This is a genomic window from Lichenifustis flavocetrariae (genome assembly GCF_026130545.1).
GTDB lineage: Bacteria > Pseudomonadota > Alphaproteobacteria > Rhizobiales > Beijerinckiaceae > Lichenihabitans > Lichenihabitans flavocetrariae.
In genome coordinates this window covers 1-18,723 of the sequence record NZ_JAMOIM010000051.1, presented here as the reverse complement: position 1 = coordinate 18,723, position 18,723 = coordinate 1, and the positions used below count along the sequence as shown (strand labels likewise).

General features: G+C 64.5%; 21 protein-coding genes. 10 read left to right on the top strand and 11 right to left on the bottom strand.

Translation table 11 applies throughout. The features are described from left to right. Positions 1 to 192 precede the first annotated feature (192 nt). The gene (locus tag M8523_RS31785; RefSeq protein WP_282588857.1) at positions 193 to 900 is read right to left on the bottom strand and encodes a helix-turn-helix transcriptional regulator; all 708 of its coding nucleotides are present in this window, start codon (positions 898 to 900) and stop codon (positions 193 to 195) included. A 95-nt stretch (positions 901 to 995) separates the two neighbouring features. Between M8523_RS31785 and M8523_RS31780 the strand changes: the two genes are divergently transcribed. Then, entirely contained in the window at positions 996 to 1,394 is a 399-nt protein-coding gene (locus tag M8523_RS31780) for a VOC family protein (RefSeq protein WP_282588856.1), read from the top strand. 226 nt (positions 1,395 to 1,620) lie between these two features. On the opposite strand, the gene M8523_RS31775 is transcribed toward M8523_RS31780, so the two are convergent. Together M8523_RS31775 and M8523_RS31770 are read right to left on the bottom strand one after the other, a co-directional pair. Beyond that, complete coding sequence (locus tag M8523_RS31775; protein WP_282588855.1) at positions 1,621 to 1,911, bottom strand: hypothetical protein; 291 nt, start codon at positions 1,909 to 1,911, stop codon at positions 1,621 to 1,623. Between the two features lie 53 nt (positions 1,912 to 1,964). Beyond that, positions 1,965 to 2,321 carry a hypothetical protein gene (locus M8523_RS31770; RefSeq protein WP_282588854.1) on the bottom strand — a complete coding sequence of 119 codons (357 nt, stop codon included), beginning with the start codon at positions 2,319 to 2,321 and terminating at the stop codon, positions 1,965 to 1,967. A gap of 194 nt (positions 2,322 to 2,515) precedes the next feature. Between M8523_RS31770 and urtA the strand changes: the two genes are divergently transcribed. The 5 genes from urtA to urtE all read left to right on the top strand — a co-directional run bounded on the left by urtA (position 2,516) and on the right by urtE (position 8,282). After that, positions 2,516 to 3,817 carry an urea ABC transporter substrate-binding protein gene (urtA, locus tag M8523_RS31765; RefSeq protein ID WP_428351757.1) on the top strand — a complete coding sequence of 434 codons (1,302 nt, stop codon included), beginning with the start codon at positions 2,516 to 2,518 and terminating at the stop codon, positions 3,815 to 3,817. 189 nt (positions 3,818 to 4,006) lie between these two features. After that, positions 4,007 to 5,638, top strand: coding sequence for an urea ABC transporter permease subunit UrtB (urtB, locus tag M8523_RS31760; protein WP_428351749.1), 1,632 nt, complete (start codon positions 4,007 to 4,009; stop codon positions 5,636 to 5,638). Between the two features lie 4 nt (positions 5,639 to 5,642). Beyond that, positions 5,643 to 6,791 (top strand): urea ABC transporter permease subunit UrtC, encoded by a 1,149-nt coding sequence (urtC, locus tag M8523_RS31755; protein WP_428351755.1) that lies wholly within the window; start codon positions 5,643 to 5,645, stop codon positions 6,789 to 6,791. Continuing rightward, positions 6,788 to 7,543 (top strand): urea ABC transporter ATP-binding protein UrtD, encoded by a 756-nt coding sequence (gene urtD / locus M8523_RS31750; protein ID WP_282588851.1) that lies wholly within the window; start codon positions 6,788 to 6,790, stop codon positions 7,541 to 7,543. The genes urtC and urtD overlap by 4 nt, the downstream gene beginning before the upstream one ends. 43 nt (positions 7,544 to 7,586) lie before the next feature. After that, positions 7,587 to 8,282: an urea ABC transporter ATP-binding subunit UrtE gene (urtE, locus tag M8523_RS31745; RefSeq protein ID WP_282588850.1), complete on the top strand. Its 696-nt coding sequence runs from the start codon at positions 7,587 to 7,589 to the stop codon at positions 8,280 to 8,282. Positions 8,283 to 8,285: 3 nt separating this feature from the next. Here the strand turns inward: urtE and M8523_RS31740 are convergent, their stop codons facing one another. The 4 genes from M8523_RS31740 to M8523_RS31725 all read right to left on the bottom strand — a co-directional run bounded on the left by M8523_RS31740 (position 8,286) and on the right by M8523_RS31725 (position 10,467). Continuing rightward, on the bottom strand, positions 8,286 to 8,501 hold the full coding sequence (locus tag M8523_RS31740; RefSeq protein WP_282588849.1) for a hypothetical protein: 216 nt from the start codon (positions 8,499 to 8,501) through the stop codon (positions 8,286 to 8,288). Positions 8,502 to 8,784: 283 nt separating this feature from the next. Further along, the gene (locus M8523_RS31735) at positions 8,785 to 9,255 is read right to left on the bottom strand and encodes a hypothetical protein (RefSeq protein WP_282588848.1); all 471 of its coding nucleotides are present in this window, start codon (positions 9,253 to 9,255) and stop codon (positions 8,785 to 8,787) included. 80 nt (positions 9,256 to 9,335) lie between these two features. After that, positions 9,336 to 9,914, bottom strand: a complete 579-nt coding sequence (locus M8523_RS31730) for a nitroreductase family protein (protein ID WP_282588847.1) — start codon at positions 9,912 to 9,914, stop codon at positions 9,336 to 9,338. A gap of 52 nt (positions 9,915 to 9,966) precedes the next feature. Further along, complete coding sequence (locus M8523_RS31725; protein WP_282588846.1) at positions 9,967 to 10,467, bottom strand: DUF2721 domain-containing protein; 501 nt, start codon at positions 10,465 to 10,467, stop codon at positions 9,967 to 9,969. 178 nt (positions 10,468 to 10,645) lie between these two features. On the opposite strand from M8523_RS31725, the gene M8523_RS31720 reads away from it, so the two are divergent. Then, positions 10,646 to 12,028, top strand: a complete 1,383-nt coding sequence (locus M8523_RS31720; protein WP_282588845.1) for an L-serine ammonia-lyase — start codon at positions 10,646 to 10,648, stop codon at positions 12,026 to 12,028. Between the two features lie 18 nt (positions 12,029 to 12,046). On the opposite strand, the gene M8523_RS31715 is transcribed toward M8523_RS31720, so the two are convergent. Next, positions 12,047 to 12,343, bottom strand: coding sequence for a hypothetical protein (locus M8523_RS31715; protein WP_282588844.1), 297 nt, complete (start codon positions 12,341 to 12,343; stop codon positions 12,047 to 12,049). 158 nt (positions 12,344 to 12,501) lie between these two features. Between M8523_RS31715 and M8523_RS31710 the strand changes: the two genes are divergently transcribed. From M8523_RS31710 to M8523_RS31700, 3 genes are read left to right on the top strand one after another with little or no spacing between them, the layout of a single operon-like run. Then, complete coding sequence (locus M8523_RS31710; protein WP_282588843.1) at positions 12,502 to 12,717, top strand: DUF5397 family protein; 216 nt, start codon at positions 12,502 to 12,504, stop codon at positions 12,715 to 12,717. Further along, a complete protein-coding gene (locus tag M8523_RS31705; protein ID WP_282588842.1) occupies positions 12,717 to 12,995 on the top strand; it encodes a virulence factor in 279 nt (92 codons plus the stop codon). The genes M8523_RS31710 and M8523_RS31705 overlap by 1 nt, the downstream gene beginning before the upstream one ends. A 56-nt stretch (positions 12,996 to 13,051) precedes the next feature. Beyond that, entirely contained in the window at positions 13,052 to 14,251 is a 1,200-nt protein-coding gene (locus M8523_RS31700; RefSeq protein WP_282588841.1) for a lytic murein transglycosylase, read from the top strand. Between the two features lie 108 nt (positions 14,252 to 14,359). On the opposite strand, the gene M8523_RS31695 is transcribed toward M8523_RS31700, so the two are convergent. From M8523_RS31695 to M8523_RS31685, 3 genes are all read right to left on the bottom strand, one after another. Beyond that, complete coding sequence (locus M8523_RS31695; protein ID WP_282588840.1) at positions 14,360 to 14,887, bottom strand: YqhA family protein; 528 nt, start codon at positions 14,885 to 14,887, stop codon at positions 14,360 to 14,362. A 43-nt stretch (positions 14,888 to 14,930) separates the two neighbouring features. Further along, positions 14,931 to 16,064 (bottom strand): transporter substrate-binding domain-containing protein, encoded by a 1,134-nt coding sequence (locus M8523_RS31690; RefSeq protein WP_282588839.1) that lies wholly within the window; start codon positions 16,062 to 16,064, stop codon positions 14,931 to 14,933. A 559-nt stretch (positions 16,065 to 16,623) separates the two neighbouring features. After that, a complete protein-coding gene (locus M8523_RS31685; RefSeq protein WP_282588838.1) occupies positions 16,624 to 17,652 on the bottom strand; it encodes a helix-turn-helix domain-containing protein in 1,029 nt (342 codons plus the stop codon). Between the last annotated feature and the right edge of the window lie 1,071 nt (positions 17,653 to 18,723).

Here is an 18,723-nt window from a genome sequence, read left to right as displayed (position 1 = left end):
TGTAGCACGCGGGAGCTGTGCGCGAGAGCCGGAATGGCGGGTCCGCCTGTTAGGTCTTTGCCCATGGCGGGTAGTCGGGCGGCGGCATGGGTATAGCCGCCACTGCCTCGCGCGCCTGGCTCTCCCGATTCGAAGTGAGAAGCGGTAAAGTCCTCAACCGATCCAGGCAGTTGGTCTGAGAATTGAATGGACTCAGCCATTCCGCCCCCTCTCCGCTAAATCTACTGATCGCCATGCCTCCCAACGCCGAAGTAACTGGCCTCGTGGTTCACCGATCGGCTCCTCCAGGAGTTCAGCAGCCTCCATCCGATCAGTGCGGAAATGGCGGAAGGCCTGTCGCTGCTCGCACCATGCAATCAGGATGCGCCGAGTGTCCGAGTAGCCGAGCACGATAGGCCATACCGTACGCTCGGACCGGTCGCCGTGTTCGGCGCAATAGAGGAGACGCAGCTTCAGCCTCCTGCGGATGGCGTCCCGCAGGCTCGCGGTTGCCACAACCTCCCGGATGGGAGTGAGGGGCGGCTCAGTGGAGGTGCTGGGTTCCGCGATGAACGGCCTCAGGTGGGTGGGCACGGCTGTCGCAATCTTGACAAGAACGTCACGGGCAGCGGGAGAGAGCAGCGGATCACCTCGTCCGACGACCCACTGAGTGCCGAGGACGATGGCTTCCAACTCGGCGGGTGTCAGCATCAGCGGCGGCATGTCGTAGTCGGCGGACATTAGATAGCCGAGGCCGGCCTCGCCCGTGATCGGCACCCTTTGTGCCATCAGGTCTGCGACATCGCGGTACACGGTCCGCGTGGAGACCTCCAGCTCGGCCGCCAAAGCGGCTCCCGTCACCGGCAGGGTCGACCGTCGAAGGATCTGAATAATCTGGAAGAGGCGATCGGCGCGACGCATCGGCTCCTGATTCCTGCTGACAGAGCGCTGGCAGCAGCGGTGTGCGACAAGCCTCTTCGACACAAGCCCAACCGTTTCGCAAAGGACCTTTGGTGATGAAGTTCGCCTCCACCCGCCTGATCGCCGCCGACATCAAGGCAATGGTTACCTTCTATGAGTTGGTGATGGGCCAAACCGCCGACTGGCTCGCTCCGCAGTTCGCCGAGATCGTCACGCCCGCCGCGACATTGGCCATCGGCAGCGCCGAGACGGTTGCGATCTTCAGCGGGGGAAGCGCCGAGCCTGGCGCGAACCGAACGGCGATCCTGGAATTCATGGTCGCCGACGTGGATGTCCTGTTTGCTCGCTTAAAGGATAAGGTTGAGCTGGTGCATGAGCCCAAGCTGCTGCCCTGGGGTAACCGCTCGTTCCAATTTCGCGACCCCGAAGGTACGATCGTCAGCCTGTTCATGCCCGTTACCGAAGCGGCAAAAGTACGCTTCGGATCACGATAGGCTCGTCCTGACCGGGAAGGTTCAACGGAGAGGGGCACGCTCGCGGCGCGTGCCCGCGCAAGGCGCGGGTAAACTTTTTTGCCGAGGCTGCCCGTTGGACCTTCACAATCGGAATGCAGCGAGCAACTCGAAAGGCTGGCTTCGGGATCGTGTGCCGATCGAGTTAACGGCTACGATTGGGCGAAACACGCCCCATCCGGCGTGACCCGAGGCCCAGATCCACCCCCTACCGGCTCCAGGCCACCTCCTGCGCCTTCCAGGTGGTTTCGGCCACGTCGAGCGCGGCGAGCACCGAATGGGCGATCACCTCGGCCACCGCCATTTCACCGGCCGGAGCGGCCGCGACCGTGGTGGTGCCGTCCGCCGTGCCGTCGAGCACGACGAGCAGGTCGTGCGGGCTGCCGATCCGCGACAGGATGCGCACCGTGATCCCGGATTTTATCCCGATGATCTTGGCTGGCAGGTAGCGCCTCGAACGCGCGACGGCATTGCGTGGAAAAGTCAGAATATCTGCCATGTCAGGCCTTTGCGGGGGAAGTCCCGCCGTCAAGGCACGCTAGGCGAACAGGGTTACCGTTCCGTTGCCGAAATCCCGTCGGTGCCCGGCCGGCAGGTGCGCCCATGCTGGGCGAGACAACGGAAGCGGGCGATCGCATCGTTGCCGGTGCCGATGGCGCGCTCGCTTTCACGGGTCAGGCAGGTGCGATAGGTGCCCAGCGTCTGAGTGAATCGAAGCACGTCCCTGTTGCAGCCGTCGATGTCACGCCGACTTCGCGTCCTTGCGCTCCGTTCGATGCAACTCGGGATCACGGGTGGCGGGCAATAGCCGAAGCCGAGAACGCTTCCAGGCTCGGCGACGGCGCCCCCCAAGCCCGAGAGGAGGAGCCACGCAAGAACGCTGACGAGGGTGATGGCCGGGCTGTTCATGGTAGGCGCGTCAGCTTGGCGCGGCGAGCCTCAAAATGCAACCTATAGGTGCGTCGCTTGCCCGCCGTTCGACCGTAAGCGGGGCCGGTACGTCAAACGACGTATGTTCGTGCCTCCCCTTTCTTCCGACAAAGGCGCGGTCTGGTTTCGGATCGGTAAACCGGGGAAGAGGGAAGAGCATGGATCGCTTCGTGATGAATCGCCGTCAGGCGCTGCTGGGCGCGACGGCTGCTGCCGGAGCCCTGACGATGGGCGGCCTGTCGCGCGCGGCCTTTGCGGCCGACGAGACCGTGAAGGTCGGCGTGCTGCATTCGCTGTCGGGCACGATGGCGATCTCCGAGACGACCCTCAAGGACGTCATGCTGATGCTCATCGACGAGCAGAACAAGAAGGGCGGCGTGCTCGGCAAGAAGCTCGAAGCCGTGGTGGTCGACCCAGCCTCCAACTGGCCGCTCTTCGCCGAAAAGGCCCGCGAGCTGATCTCCAAGGATGGCGCGGTCGCGACCTTCGGGTGCTGGACCTCGGTGTCGCGCAAGTCGGTGCTGCCGGTCTTCCAAGAGCTCGACTCGATCCTGTTCTATCCCGTCCAGTACGAGGGCGAGGAATGCCAGCGCAACGTGTTCTACACGGGCGCCGCACCGAACCAGCAGGCCATTCCGGCCGTCGACTACCTGATGAGCGGCGACGGCGGCAACGTGAAGCGCTGGGTGCTGGCCGGCACGGACTATGTCTATCCGCGCACCACGAACAAGATCCTCGAAGCCTATCTGAAGCTGAAGGGCGTGGCGTCCGAAGACATCATGATCAACTACACGCCGTTCGGTCATTCCGACTGGCAGACGATCGTGTCCGACATCAAGAAGTTCGGTTCGGCCGGCAAGAAGACCGCCGTGGTCTCCACCATCAACGGCGACGCCAACGTGCCGTTCTACAAGGAACTCGGCAACCAGGGTCTGAAGGCGACCGACATCCCGGTCGTGGCCTTCTCGGTCGGCGAGGAAGAACTCGCCGGCATGGACACAAAGCCCCTCGTCGGCCACCTGACGGCCTGGAACTACTTCATGTCGATCGACACGCCCGAGAACAAGGCCTTCATCGACAAGTGGCATGCCTTCACCAAGAAGCCGACCCGCACCACCAACGACCCGATGGAAGCCCATTACATCGGCTTCAACGCCTGGGTGAAGGCGGTCGAGAAGGCAGGCACGTTCAAGGCCGATCCGGTGATCGACGCGCTGATCGGCGTCTCGGTGCCGAACCTCTCGGGCGGCTACTCGACCGTGATGCCGAACCACCACATCACCAAGCCCGTCTATATTGGTGAGATCCAGGCCGACGGCCAGATGAACACCGTGTGGCAGACGCCCGGCCTCGTCGTGGCGCAGGAATGGTCGCCCTACCTCGAAGGCTCCAAGGACCTGATCGGTGATTGGCGCAGCCCGATGAGCTGCGGCAACTTCAACGTGAAGACGGGCAAGTGCGGCGGCGCGGCGTAAGCGTAGCCGAACCGTTCCCTTCTCCCGCGTGAGCGGGAGAAGGTGGCCGGCAGCCGGATGAGGGCCGGCTCGGCGCTGAGGTCGCCCTCATCCGACCCGGCGTCGCCAAGCCACCTTCTCCCGTTCGCACGGGAGAAGGGAGGACTAAGGCATATTTCTTGCTTTCATGTTCGAACTCCAGCAGGGCCGATGCTGATGACCTTTTTCAAAGCCCTCGCTACCCTTCTTTTCCTCGTCGCCGCCGCCTGCGCCGTGACATCTCCGGCGCGCGCCGACGCGATCGATGACGCCCTCGGGCATTTCGCGCAGGACAAGTTTCCCGAGACCGACAAGGGGATCGATTCCCTCTCGGGCTCAGGCGCGCCCACGGCCGCCGCCGTCATGGACGCGCTTGCCAACAACCGGTTGCTGTTCGATCCCGGGTCGAAGCAGATTTTCTACAAGGACGCCTCCGACACGCTGTTCGACGCCAAGACCGGCGCGAAGGCGGAGGGTGTGGATGCCTCCACGCTCAAAAAAGTGCGGCTGAACAATGCCGTGCGCTCGAAACTCCAAAGCGTGGGCGGCTCGATGGCCCTGCTGGCGCCCGATCCCACCAAACGCCTCGACGCCGCCAATGCGGTGTTCCGCTCGCATGATGCGAACCAGCTGGCGCCCGTCGAAACCGCGCTTGCCAAAGAAAACGACGCGGCTGTGAAAGCCGCCCTGCTGCAGGCCCGCGCGGCCATTCTTGCCACCAAGCCAGATGCCACGGCCGACCAGAGGCTCGACGCCATCCAGGTGCTGAAGCTGCGCGGCGACCAGGATGCGCAGGGTTTGCTAACCCCGCTCGCAACCGTCGCGCCCGATGACGCGTCGATGGACAAAGTGCGCACAGCCGCCAAAGCCGCGCTCAGCGCCATCTCGATGCAGTTGGCGATTTGGCAGGCGGTGCAGAATGTCTGGTACGGAGTGTCCCTCGGCTCCGTGCTGTTGCTCGCCGCCATCGGTCTCGCGATCACGTTCGGGGTCATGGGCATCATCAACATGGCCCATGGCGAGATGGTGATGATCGGCGCCTACACGACATTCGTTGTGCAGCAAGTCATCCGCACGTCGATGCCCGGCCTGTTCGACGCCTCCTTGATCATCGCGGTGCCGCTGGCCTTCCTGGTCTCCGGCGCCGTCGGCATCGCCATCGAGCGCCTGGTCATCCGCCATCTCTATGGCCGCCCGCTGGAGACACTGCTGGCCACCTGGGGCATCTCGCTGATCCTGCAACAGGCGGTCCGCACGACGTTCGGGGCGAACAACAAGGAGGTCGGCGCACCCTCCTTCATGTCCGGCTCCTTCCACCTCGGCGGGCTCGAGATCACCTCGGGCCGCATGTGGATCATCGCTTTCACGATCTGCGTCTTCGTCGCCCTACAACTCGTGTTGCGCGCTACGCCCTTCGGCCTGCGCATGCGCGCCGTGACGCAGAACCGCCGCATGGCTTCGGCCATGGGCATCTCGACCGGGCGCATCGATGCGCTTGCTTTCGGGCTCGGCTCCGGCATCGCCGGCATCGCCGGCGTGGCGTTGAGCCAGATCGACAACGTCTCGCCCAACCTTGGACAGAGCTACATCATCGACAGCTTCATGGTCGTGGTCTTCGGCGGCGTGGGCAATCTGTGGGGCACACTGGTCGCGGCTCTCGCGCTCGGCATCGCCAACAAATTCCTGGAGCCGCTGGCGGGCGCGGTCTTGGCCAAGATCGCCGTGCTGGTCTTCATCATATTGTTCATTCAAAAACGGCCACGGGGGCTCTTTGCCCTCAAGGGCCGATCCGTGGAGGCCTGACGTGATCGCACAGACCGTTCTCGGCAAGCGCGGATCGATCTTCCTCGCGCTCTGCATCGCCGCCGCCATCCTGGTGCCCGTCCTGACCCTGAAGGTCGCACCGAATTCGGCCCTCTACATGCCGCCCTACGTGGTGGCGCTGCTCGGCAAATATCTCTGCTACGCCCTGCTGGCTTTGGCGCTCGACCTCGTCTGGGGGTATTGCGGCATCCTGTCGCTCGGCCACGGCGCCTTCTTCGCGCTCGGCGGCTACGCCATGGGCATGTATCTGATGCGCCAGATCGGCGCGCGCGGCACCTATGCCAATCCCGACCTGCCCGACTTCATGGTGTTCCTCAATTGGCACAGCCTGCCGTTCACCTGGTGGGGGTTCTCGTCCTTCTTCTATGCCTGCCTCATGGTGGTGCTGGTGCCGGGTGCGCTGGCGGCCCTGTTCGGCTGGTTCGCGTTCCGGTCGCGGGTGACGGGCGTCTACCTCTCGATCATCACCCAGGCGCTGACCTACGCGCTGCTCCTCGCCTTCTTCCGCAACGACATGGGGTTCGGCGGCAACAACGGCTTGACCGATTTCAAGGATATCCTGGGCTTCAACATCCAGTCGGACGCGACGCGCGCCGCGCTCTTCTCGACCTCCGCCATCGCGCTGGCGCTCGGCTATATCGTGGCGGCCGCTGTGGTGACCTCGAAATTCGGCAAGGTCATCGTCGCCATCCGGGACGCCGAGAGCCGGACGCGGTTTTTGGGCTACCGCGTCGAATATTACAAGCTGCTGGTCTTTACCCTGTCGGCCGCGATGGCGGGCGTGGCGGGAGCCCTCTATGTGCCGCAGGTCGGCATCATCAACCCGGGCGAATTCGCGCCGGCCAACTCGATCGAGGCGGTCATCTGGGTCGCGGTCGGGGGCCGGGGAACCCTGGTGGGTGCGGCGCTCGGCGCCATCCTGGTGAATTTCGGCAAGACCTATTTCACCGGCGCCTTTCCCGAATATTGGCTGTTCGGCCTCGGTGGCCTCTTCGTCATCGTGACGCTCTTCCTGCCGAAGGGGATTCTCGGCCTGATCGACCGGATGACGGCCAGGCGCAAGCCGCAGCCGCCGGCCGAGATGCCCATCGCACCCGAAGAACAGATCGCCATACCGGAGGGCGGCCGATGACCAAGGACGCACTGACCAATTCGCTGCTGTACCTCAACGACGTCAAGGTGTCGTTCGACGGTTACAAGGCCCTGCGCGGCCTGTCGCTGGTCCTCGCCAAGGGCGAGATGCGCGCCATCATCGGCCCTAACGGCGCCGGCAAGACAACCATGATGGACTGCATCACCGGCAAGACGCGACCTGACGAGGGGGATGTCTATTTCGGGGGATCGACCGACCTCACCAAGCTCGACGAAGCCGACATCGCCGAACTCGGCATCGGCCGCAAATTCCAGAAGCCGACCGTCTTCGAAAACCACACGGTGGAGGACAACATCCTGCTGGCCCTCAAGGCGCCTCGCAGTGCCTTTGCGACGCTGTTCGGCAAGGCGGCAGCGGACCAGAGGGTTCGTATCGACGCGATCCTCAAGACGATCCGGCTGACCGACCATCGCCTGCGTCCGGCGGCCGATCTCTCGCATGGCCAGAAGCAGTGGCTGGAAATCGGCATGCTCCTGGCCCAGGACCCGAAGCTGCTCCTCGTCGACGAGCCCGTCGCAGGCATGACTGATGCCGAGACGGCCACGACCGCCGAGCTCCTCCGCGAGATTGCCCGCGACCACTCGGTGGTCGTCGTCGAGCACGACATGCATTTCGTCCGCGAGCTTGGGGTGAAGGTGACGGTGCTGCACGAAGGTGCGGTGCTGGCAGAAGGCTCGCTCGATGCGGTGAGCGCCGATCCGCGAGTAATCGAGGTGTATTTGGGGCGGTAGATCACCGGGTCACGCGGGTCAGGGGAAACAGTTGAATGTCGTCATGCTGAACGTCGAATCGATCGACCTCTATTACGGCGCCGCGCAAGCCCTGCGGTCGGTGTCCCTTGGCGCGAAACCTGGCCGGGTCACCTGCGTGCTCGGTCGCAATGGCGTCGGCAAGTCCTCGCTCCTGCGCGCCATCGTGGGACATCAGCCCATCCGCGGGGGCAAGATCGTCTGGGAAGGTGAGGACATTTCAAAGGTGCCGACCCACAACCGGGCCAAGCGCGGCATCGCCTATGTGCCGCAGGGCCGTGAGATCTTTCCTCTGCTGACCGTCCGCGAGAATCTGATGACCGGCTTCGCACCGGTCGCGCGCAAACTGCACCACATCCCGGACGAGATCTTTACGCTGTTCCCCGTGCTGAAGACCATGATGGGCCGGCGCGGCGGCGACCTGTCGGGCGGTCAGCAGCAGCAGCTCGCGATCGGCCGAGCCCTTGTCACCCGCCCTCGCCTGCTTGTCCTCGACGAACCCACCGAGGGCATTCAGCCCTCGATCATCAAGGACATCGGCCGCGCCATCGACTATCTGCGAAGCAAGGGCGACATGGCCATTGTGCTGGTCGAGCAATATTTTGAATTCGCCCGCGACCTCGCGGACGATTTCGCCGTGATGGACCGCGGCGCGGTCGTCATCGCGGGCACCAGGGCCGACATGGTCGAGCACGAAGTGCGCGCTCGACTGTCGGTCTGAGGCTTATTTGGGCTGAGCATCGCCCTGAGGGGCGGCTTGCTGTTGCTGCTTCTTCTTGGCGTTGTGGTGCCCGACGGCACACCCAGCAGCAGCCCCGACCCCGCCGTGACCGACCATGTGCCCCGCGACACCACCCACGATGGCCCCGGTAATGCACCCGGCCTGGGCCGAAGCCATGGGTGCGCAGGCGATGAGAGCGGCAGCGATCAGATAACGCATGTGACAATCTCCGTTATGGCAGGAGAACGCACTCAGGCACGATCAGTTCAGGTCGTCCGCCGACTTCCGTCGAGCTCTCATACCAACCTGCATGGGGCTCGATGGGTGATGTGTCCCTTCGCCCCGCCTGCGGGGAGAAGGTGGCCGTCAGGCCGGATGAGGGGCTGCCTGCCCTATCCGCCCCTCATCCGCGCTTCGCGCACCTTCTCCCAACAAGCGAGGCGAAGGGTCAGAACCTGATATCCAGCCAAGGGCGACCAGTCGAACCTCATGCAGCTTGGTCTCAGTGGTCCTGCCAGGAGGGTGGCACGATCGCGACACTCCCCGGGATCGGACGGGCAAGCGTTGGCAGGGGACGTGGTGACGGGACTGCGGCGGCAGGCGGCCGGGCCGGCGAGGCCAACATCTGCGCGGTCGGGCGCGGCGGCGCGGGTGAGGGCGCTACCGGGGCCGGTGCTACGCTCGGGCGAAGCGACGTCGGCGGCACGGATCGTGTCAGACTGGCTTGCCGGACCGGAACAGGCGGCCGGGAGGGCTCGGCCGCGGCGGCTTTTGCCGGAGGGAGCGGCACGCGGGCCGGCTGCGGCGGTGCAGGTGGAGGATGCTCTCCCGTCAAGGCCCGGGTCAGGGCGCAGAGAAGGACGCAATTGGGGTCGCTCGTGTCGATCCCAAGGCTATCGGCCGACGCACAGGCCGCCAAGCCGAGCGGCAACCCAATCACTCCGAACCGAAGCAGAGGCCGAACCCTGATCATTCCGCCTCCCCGTCAAGCTTTCCTTCAACTCGAGGCGAAAATGCACCCGGATTGCTTGACGCGGTGTTAAGGGCGGCGAATCAGAACCGCGTGATGAGGTCTGCCAAGTTGGGGCGGACCCGATCCTCGATGACGGCCGTCGGCCGCCCGATATGGATGAAACCGGCCATCTTCTCAGTCTCGTCGAGGCCCAGGGCCGTCAGGGCGCGACGGTCATAGGCATACCACTCGGTCAGCCAGGAGGTCGCAAAGCCCATCGCATTGGCGGCCAGGATCAAGTTCATGGCGACTGCGCCGGCCGAGAGCAGCTGTTCCCATTCCGGAATTTTGACATGCGGGGCCGCGCGCGACACCACCCCGATCACCAAGGGGGCCTGGGCAAGGCGCCGTCGTTCGAGATCGAGCCGCTTCGCGTCGGCCTCTGGATGGTCGGCCGCATAGAGGGCTGCGAGCGCTTCGCCGGCACGGAGCCGCCCTTCCCCTTCGAAGACGATGAAGCGCCAGGGTGCCAATTTGCCGTGATCGGGAACCCGGGCCGCGATGGTCAGCAGAGTCTGCAACTGCACCGGGTCTGGCCCCGGCCCCGTCAGGGCCGGCGGCGGCACGGAACGGCGGCGGGTTTGGAGGTCGAGCGTGTCGGGATGGGCGATATCGGTCATGGCGCGGATGGATCATGGAATCGGGGCCCGCGCAAGGCGATCGATGCCGGCCTCAAACAGCGGTCTCGTCACGCCGCTCGCGCGGTCGGACGCGGAGATGGTGCAGGCCGAGATGCAGGAGTTTCATGGTGCAGCGGCTTTCCAGCGTGAAGGTGCCGGCGGCCACGAGCAGACAGAAAAGCGCGAAGGCGCCGGCGATCAGGGTCGCGAATTTGGCAGCGTCGACAGCCCAACCCGGGCCGCCGTCGGCCAGCAGCGCGCCGCTCAACCCCGTCAACGTGCTGAGGCCGAACCCCGCGACGGCCGCGTAGAGCAGCGTCAGCGCCCGCACGATGTACACGACGCGCCGCTCGGCGAGCAGCAGCGCACGACCGCGATCGGTGAACAGAAAACCCGTGGCGGTTCCCCGGCCATGCGACTCCGCCTCGAGATCGCGCCAAAGCCCGATCGCCAGATTGTACCGGATGCTGGCGCCGTTGAGCAGCACCGTCGACGCATTGGTGAGGATGGCCGGGCCTGCGATAAAGGAAAGCGGAAGAAAAGGATTGTCCATCGCGGTCTCGGGGCCAAGGCACGGGGCCGCATCGTGTAACACAAACGAGGCCGCGTCGGGTGCGGGCGCGAAAGCGTCTCCCGACAACGAGCCCACGTGCGGGCCGCGGCATACACACAGGCGTCGTTGCGGCTCGGACCATCGCCCGCTTCTTGGCCCCTGGACCGGAGTCCGCACCATGTTCCTGAGCGTCTTCGAGGTGTTCAAGATCGGCATCGGCCCCTCGTCCTCACACACGATGGGCCCGATGACGGCGGCGACCCTGTTCCTCGATCTTCTGCGCCAGAGCCCGAGCGCGACGCGAGCCGTCCGCTTGCGGGCCTCGTTGCACGGTTCGCTCGCCTTCACGGGCAAGGGACACGGCACCGACCGCGCGGTCGCGCTCGGCCTCCTGGGCCACACGCCCGCCACCATCGATCTCGATGCCGCCGAGCGGCAACTGGCGGCCCTCGCGACCGCCGGCAGGATCGCGGCCGACGGCCTGCCGCCGCTCGCCTTCGACCCGGCCGTCGACATCGTGTTCGACTATGGTCCTCCCCTGCCAGGACATGCCAATGGCCTCGTGTTCGAGGCGCTCGACGCGGCCGGCGCGGTCGTACTGGCCGAGACCTACTATTCGATCGGCGGCGGCTTCGTGGTGACGGCCGCTGAACGCGCCAACGGCGTCGCCAAGACGAGTGAGACCGCCGCCTACCCCTACCCTTTCGCGACCGCCGCTGACATGCTGCGCATGGCCGAGACAAGCGGGCTTTCCATCGCGGCCATGAAGCGCGCCAATGAGAGCGTCGACCACGATCCGGCCGCGCTCGATGCCGGGCTGGCTCGCATCTGGGCCGCCATGGACGGGTGCATCGAACGCGGCTTGCGCTTCGAGGGCGAGTTGCCTGGCGGCCTGCGGGTGAAGCGGCGTGCCCGCACGATCCTGCGACAGCTCGAGGAAGAGCGCGGCTCGAACCGCATGCAGCCGCACGTGGCCTCCGATTGGCTCTCGGTCTTCGCCATGGCGGTGAATGAGGAGAATGCCGCCGGCGGGCGGGTGGTCACGGCGCCCACCAACGGGGCGGCGGGCGTGGTGCCGGCCATCGGGCGTTATTACCTCGACCAATGCGTCGGGGCCGACCCGGCCCGCATCGCCGATTATCTTCTGACGGCCGCCGCCATCTGCGGCCTCATCAAGCACAATGCCTCGATCTCCGGTGCCGAAGCGGGCTGCCAGGGCGAAGTGGGCTCGGCCGCCGCCATGGCGGCGGCGGGCCTCTGCGCCGTGCTGGGTGGCACGCCCGCCCAGGTGGAGAACGCAGCCGAAATCGCACTCGAACACCATCTCGGCATGACCTGCGACCCCGTGGCCGGCCTCGTGCAGGTGCCCTGCATCGAGCGCAACGGCATCGGGGCCACCAAGGCGGTCGCCGCGGCCTCCCTGGCGCTCCGCGGTGACGGCTCGCACTTCATGCCGCTCGACAATTGCATCGCGGCGATGCGCCAGACCGGCGAGGAGATGAATGCCAAGTTCAAGGAGACCAGCCTGGGCGGGCTTGCGGTCAATCTGCCGGAATGCTGAGGACCACCCCTCTGCGGCTCAGCAGAGCTGAATGCCGCGATAGCCGATAAAGGCGCCGGTGCTGTCATAGACGGGCTTGCGCACCGCGCAGGGTCGGCGGGAGGGCCGAGATCCGGCGCCATCGTCAAGCGCGCCTCCGTCATAGCCCGAGACGGCGTCGCGGCCGATCGCTTCGCCAATGGCGTAACCGCCGCCGATCACAGCTGCCTCCCGGGCCGCGCCCCAGTTGTTGTAGGTGCCAGCGCTGGCGGGAGCCGCGGCTGCAAGGATGGAGGCCAACGCAAAGGCAAGGGCCTTGCTGTTCCTGACGTTCATATCGCGTCTCCCGCATTCATCGCCTGTCACGGAAAAGCTGACACGAAGGTCTGAAACGGCGGTGAAACCGATCGTTTGGATTGCGGGAATGGCGATGTGGTGCTCGGGGATTTCCGATCAGTGTGGAAGAGCTTCGATCGATCGCGCATAATGGTTGAATGAACGCTCCCGACACCCTCCCGCTTCCGCTTCGCCCTGATGGATTGGTGGGGACGTGGCGGCGATTCGGCACAAGCGGCCCAGTTTATGAAATCGTGTCGATCGGAGCCACGAACCAGGACGGCGACAGCCTGGTTCATATCCGCGTCGTGGAGACGGGGGAAGAGTTGGATTACCGACTCTCAGAGGTCCTCGACGATCCTCGGGAGCGGTAATGTTCGCCATCGCGTTCGATTTGATCGTGGCTGAGGTCCAGACGCATCATCCCAAAGGGATTGCCCAGGCCTACAACGACATCCGGACAACTCTGGCGGGCCATGGCTTCAACTGGATTCAGGGAAGTCTCTACCTCAGCCAGACGGAAGACTTGACCCAACTGTTTTCGGCGATTCTATCTTTGAAAGGCCTGCCGTGGCTGCCGCGGTGCGTGAGGGACATACGGGCATTTCGGGTCGAGCAGTGGTCCGACTTCACGACCTTGGTCAAGGATTGAGATCTGCCCGAAAGCCCGCCTATCCTGTGCTGCCGGACTTTGCTACCGTGCTCCGTATGCGACAAAGCACTGCAATCCGGTTGGGCAAAGCCGCGGTCTTCGCGATCCTCACCGCCTGTTGCGCGACCGGCTCCGCCCACGCAGCCGATTTCTCCGAGTGCCTCGCAAGTCTCAAGCCCGCCGCCCTGGCAAAGGGCGTGACGCCAGAGACCTTCGAGGGAGCGACGAACGGGCTCCAGCCGAACGATGTGCTCCCGTTCCAGACCAACCAGCCCGAATTCTCGACCCCGCCCTGGGACTATATGGCCGGGCTCGTCGACGACCAGCGGATCGCCGACGGCAAGCAGGCCTATGCGGATCAGGCCGCCGCGCTGCAGCGGATCGGCGCGCGCTACGGGGTCGATCCGGCGATCCTGGTCGCGGTCTGGGGCGTCGAATCGGATTTCGGCCGCACCTTCGGGGCGCGGCCCGTGGTGCAGTCGCTCGCGACGCTCGCGTGCTACGGCCGCAAGCCGGAGTTCTATCGCGGCGAATTCGTGTCGGCGCTCCTGATCCTGCAGCGCGGCGATGTCGCGCCCGAGCGTTTCAACGGCTCATGGGCGGGCGCCTTCGGGCACACGCAGTTCATGCCCTCGACCTTCCTGCGCCACGGCGTCGACTTCGAGGGCACCGGCCACGCCAATATCGTCGATTCGGTGCCCGATGCCCTCGCCACCACGGCCGCCTATCTCAGGGCCTCGGGCTGGCAGGCGGGCGCGCCCTGGGGGTATGAGGTGAAGCTCCCGGCGGGCTACAACGGTCCCTCCGGCCGCAAGAACCGGCATCCGGCCGGCTTTTGGGCCGCCAAGGGTGTGACGCGTGCCGACAGCGCTCCGTTGACCGGACCCGAGACTGGCCTGCTGCTGCTCGGCGGACCCACCGGGCCGGCCTTCCTGGTCACCCGCAACTTCGACGCGCTCTATACCTACAATGCGGCCGAGGTCTATGCGCTGGCCATCGGGGTGCTGGCCGACAGGATCGCCGGCGGCGGGCCGCTCGTCGGCCAATGGCCCACCGACGACCCCGGCCTCTCCCGCATCGAGCGCCGCGAAGTCCAGGAAAAGCTTATCGCGGCCGGCTTCGCGATCGGCAATGCCGATGGCGTGATGGGCACCAAGACCCGGGAGGCGATCGCCGATTATCAGGCCCGCGTGGGCCTGCCCCGCGATGGAAGGGCGAGTGTGAAGTTGCTGCAGGCGCTCAGGGCTGGGCGGTAAAGAACTGTCGTTCTGCCGCCGATCCCTTCACGTCCGTCCCGCTTTCAGAACTGCGTATTGTTCAGCCCGCTGCGTCTCGGTCTCGCGCCGCATCGCATATTCGCGGCATCAGGAGTGCCGCGGCCCTTCGGCTGCGCTGTCCTTGTCATTGCCGTGTTGCGACGCTTTCGGATGTGTGCCGGCAAGCAACCGGATCGCGGTGGCCAGCAACAAAATCGCGGCGGGCACGACGAGTTCGGTCCACTCGCGATGATCCTCGGAGCGGGCGATATCGGTCACGAAATCCACCGCGAGATAGACGAGGATGACTTCGAAGAACACATGCTTGAGTTCGCCCACATCCGTCACATTCATCCAGCGCGGCAGGCGGGCCCGCGCAGCGCCGGACAGTTCGACCAGGAACCCGAACGTGATCGCAAAGGCGAAGATCACGAGGACGATGCCGAACAGGAACTTGTCGGTCGCCTCCATCACGTCCGTGATGACGGACGGCTTGGTCCCGTCGGCCAGCCAGGTGTGCAGAACCGCGTCGCGGATCTCGAGGCCCCCCTCCCAGAACATCAGGACAGCACCCGCCGCCATGCCAAGGATGGCAACCGCCAAGATATATCGAAACGACAATGCGAAGCTCAGCATAGGTCCCTAGTCCTGGTTCCGCGGCACGCCGCGGTTTCCGGTATCATGGCGCCACTGCGAAGTAGCGGGAACGTAATTTATCGACCGTTCCGTCTTCCTGCAGGGCGAGCAATTGCACCGTGATGTCACGGGTCAGCCGGCTGCCGGGCGGCAACGCGAAGGCGTATTTGCTGGTGTCGAAGATCCTGCCGACCTGGGTGACGGGCAGCGACCGGTGAGTGGCATCGAAATATTCGAGATTGGCCGCATCCCCCACCACGGCATCGACCTCCCTCGACAGCAAGGCGGTCACCGCGGCGTCCTGGGTGTCGTAGGGCCGGGCGTCAAGGGAAACCGCTCGGATGTAGTCCTCGGCCGCGCTCCCCGCCTCGACGCCAATTCTCTTGCCCGGCAGATCCGCGAGGCTGCCGATGTGCCGCACGATGGCGTTCCGTGTCATGACGGTCGTGACCGTCGAGGTCACGTAGGCCACGACGGCGACGCCACACACCATCCAGAGGGCCGCGAAGGCCGTGCCGAGGCTGCCGAACAGGTTCTTGTGAGTGGTGCGGCCCGAGGTGGCCACCGACATGACGTGATGAAGGCTTTGCGCCAGACCGTGACTCCACTCGCGTGGAAACTCCATGTCGATCCTGCGCTCGATCAAGGTCAGCACGACCGTGATCGCGGCGATCAAGCCCCCGAGCCAAGCGTAGCTCGCGAGATAGCCGAGCCTGTTCAAATCGTGCAGCAATTCCCAAGCCCCGAGCTCCCGCTCCTGCTGGATCATGATGCGCAGGCCGGCATCATACCAGGGCTGGGTGAAATCGAGCTTCTGCGACCTGTCCGCCGTAACGGTCAGATTCGAGACCGCGACATCGACGGTGCCATCGGCCGTGGCCTTCAGGAGTTCGGGCAGGCTCGACTTGATCACGAAGGTGGATTGCCGCCCAAGCCTCGCGGCGACACTTGTCCACAGGTCGACGGCCATCCCCGTGGGGCGCCCCTGGGCGGACATGGCGAAAGGGGCACTCAGATAAAGGCCGACCTTGATCGGACCTGTCTCGGGCGCCGCGAAGGCAAGCTGCGAGGCCGACACCGCGACTCCAAACGCGGCGGCCCGCAGCATCCCTTTGAAGGTCGTCCCCGCCGTCATCCCGCTCCGTGCGCTCCAGTTCCACCCGGCGGGCGCGACCATGCCGGAGCATCGTTGGGCGAAGGTAAATGAGGCAACGTGACTGTCGCGCCAGAGGTAAACGCGGTTAACGGGACTTGCATGACGTGAGATGGCGCGCCAGCCAAAACGAAACCACGAAACTTTGCCCGACTGAAATCGCTCTTGATCGGAATAAGGCCCGGCTTCTACCGACCTGCATGAGGCTCGGCGGGTGCCGCGTCCCTTCGTCCCGCAAGCGGCGATCGGATTCAAACATTGTCGAAGGCCTGGTGCGGTTTCTCCCTCTCGCTTGTGGGCCCTTGTGGAGAGGGGCCGGGGGTGAGGGTCGCGACGAACGCGCGGTTTTCTTCAGGAAGCCAGTGTCTTCTCCAGTTGCAACCCCCACCCCGAACCCCTCTCCACAAGGGAGAGGGGAATTGCAGGCAGCTCCGCTGAGATCTGTGAATGCCGTAGGCGCAAGGGGGGCGAAGGGTCGAAACCCGGAATGGGTGCAGCGCCGCTATAGCTGTCGAAGCAGGTCAGAATCACAGGTGATGACGCTGAGAGCAGTGGCGCTTACGGCGAATGGCGCCTATCGGTGCTACGTCTTGAGGCGCTTCCTCTGGATGCGCTGAAGCGTCTCGGACGGCCGCTCGCCGAAACGCTCCCGATACTGACGCGCGAAATCACCAAGGTTTCCAAAATACGGGCTGGCGATTTCGGTCAGGGTGATGCCGGGGGTCGCCGACAAAATCCGCTGCCGCACCGCGGCGAGACGCTGGTCGGTCAACCATTGCATCGGTGTCCGACCGAAGGCGGCACGGAAGCGATGTTGCAGGCTGCGTGCCGACAGCCCACTCAAGCTCTCGAGATCCGTCAGTGTGATCTTTCTGTCGAGGTTGGCGCAGATGTAGTCGCAAACCTCCGCGACCCTGCCGTCGGTGCGCGGCGGAACGGGGTCGTCGGCAAGGAAGCGTTCGGGAGCCAACAGCATGGTGATGGCTCGCAGCATCATGTCGTCCAGGCCGCTACGCTGCATCCGCTCCCCATCGCCGCCCATGGCGTTGAGCAACTCCATGTGATGTCGAAAGATCTGTCCGAACTGGACTCCGGCCACATCGAGGTCGAGAGAGCGCGGTTTGCTGAGGTCGAGCGGCTGGTCCGGGACGCCCGAACTATCCGCCCCAAGCATTGTCCGGGCCAGCGCCTGGAGTGTCGCGAAAGTCGCGTAGACGCCAACGAGAGACCGTGGGGTCGCCTCGCCGCTCGATGCGTCCGAAGGATGGTAGACGGCCTGCCCTCCGCCCCAGGCGACGGACTGTCCATCGCAACGGATCAGCCCATGACCGAGAAAGGGGATGATCACGAGGCCTCTCTGCTCACTCGAAGACGAGCATGAGTAGTGTGTCGCCAAAGCCGAATTGGCAAAGAGTTGCATGCGATCCGTCCCCGCGACGGCATAGACGGACCGGAAAGGTTCTTTCTTCGTTGCGGGCCGATACTCGATTCGAGTATTCGCGGCGCGCCTCAGTACCTCCGATAGTTCGTCCGGATCCGCGATGTCGAAGCCCTGCGGCGCGCGGAACGCGAGGGACGCGACGGCCGGGAGGCTCTTTCTGGTGCGGGGCATGTCTTCCGATGACTTGGACAGTGTCGACGAAGACACCATGAGCGATGTGCAGAGAAAATCCACCGACGCAGTCATGTTTCAACAGAGGATGATCTGTCAGGCCCCGCATCCCTCCTACGGGCCGTTCCCCCCAGGCGAGCGGGCGAAGGTCGCTATGCGTAGCGCGGCGGAAAGGTGGCCAGACCGTGAACGCCTGTGGCAAAAATGTTTACCACCCGGTTTGTCTCGCCAAGGCTACGCAATCCCGACAGTCGTTTCGCAATCATGGTTGAGGAAAGCGCTTGTTTTGGCAAATATCTGCCCGCATCAAGCGGACGAATCATCTCGGCGGTTTTAAGGCGATCATTGATGCGACCCGCTCTGGTTTCGGCCGGAGCCCTGCTTGGATCTGAGAATGGATGGAATGGGCGCCCGCCATTGGCTTCTTCCGGTGCCGAGCCTCGCCCGTCGACTGAACACACACATCGCCTGAAGGGATGACGGCGCGCTGTCTCGCGCTTGCGGCAAGAAAATCCGCAACTTCCTCGCTGAATACATAGAACTATCGAAGACTTCACACATCTTCTGCGGGGTTTATTTCCCGGCATGAGGCCTCGCCGGTCTTGCCTCCAATGCGCCACAGCACATTGAGCACATCCGGGTCTCTACTGTCTGGAATGATGCAACAACGTCACAAATGGTGAAAACAACCTCGCCCGAAGCGAGTTTAACCAATGATTAACCAAGTTCCTGCTTAAACGGGTGCGCGATCCCCAGGAGTTAATATGTTTGCGAATTTCCATGTCGGCGCGCGCTCCGCGTGGGGCATTGCGCTGCTGTCGTCGGCCATCGTGAGCTTCTGGGCGCCTTTGATACACGATAGCGCACAGGCACAAACCGTCACGAAGACCTATTCGTCGCTGTGGAGTGTCGGGGACAGTCTCTCGGATGTGGGCAGGACTTTGTCGGCAACAACTGCATTTAGAACAACCTTTAAAGGAAGGATTGCGGCTGGCCTAGCCCGGATTATGCAGCGTGGGTAGGCGGATGTGGCGCAACCTGCTGAAATAGCGTATGAATTGGGTGTCGAGA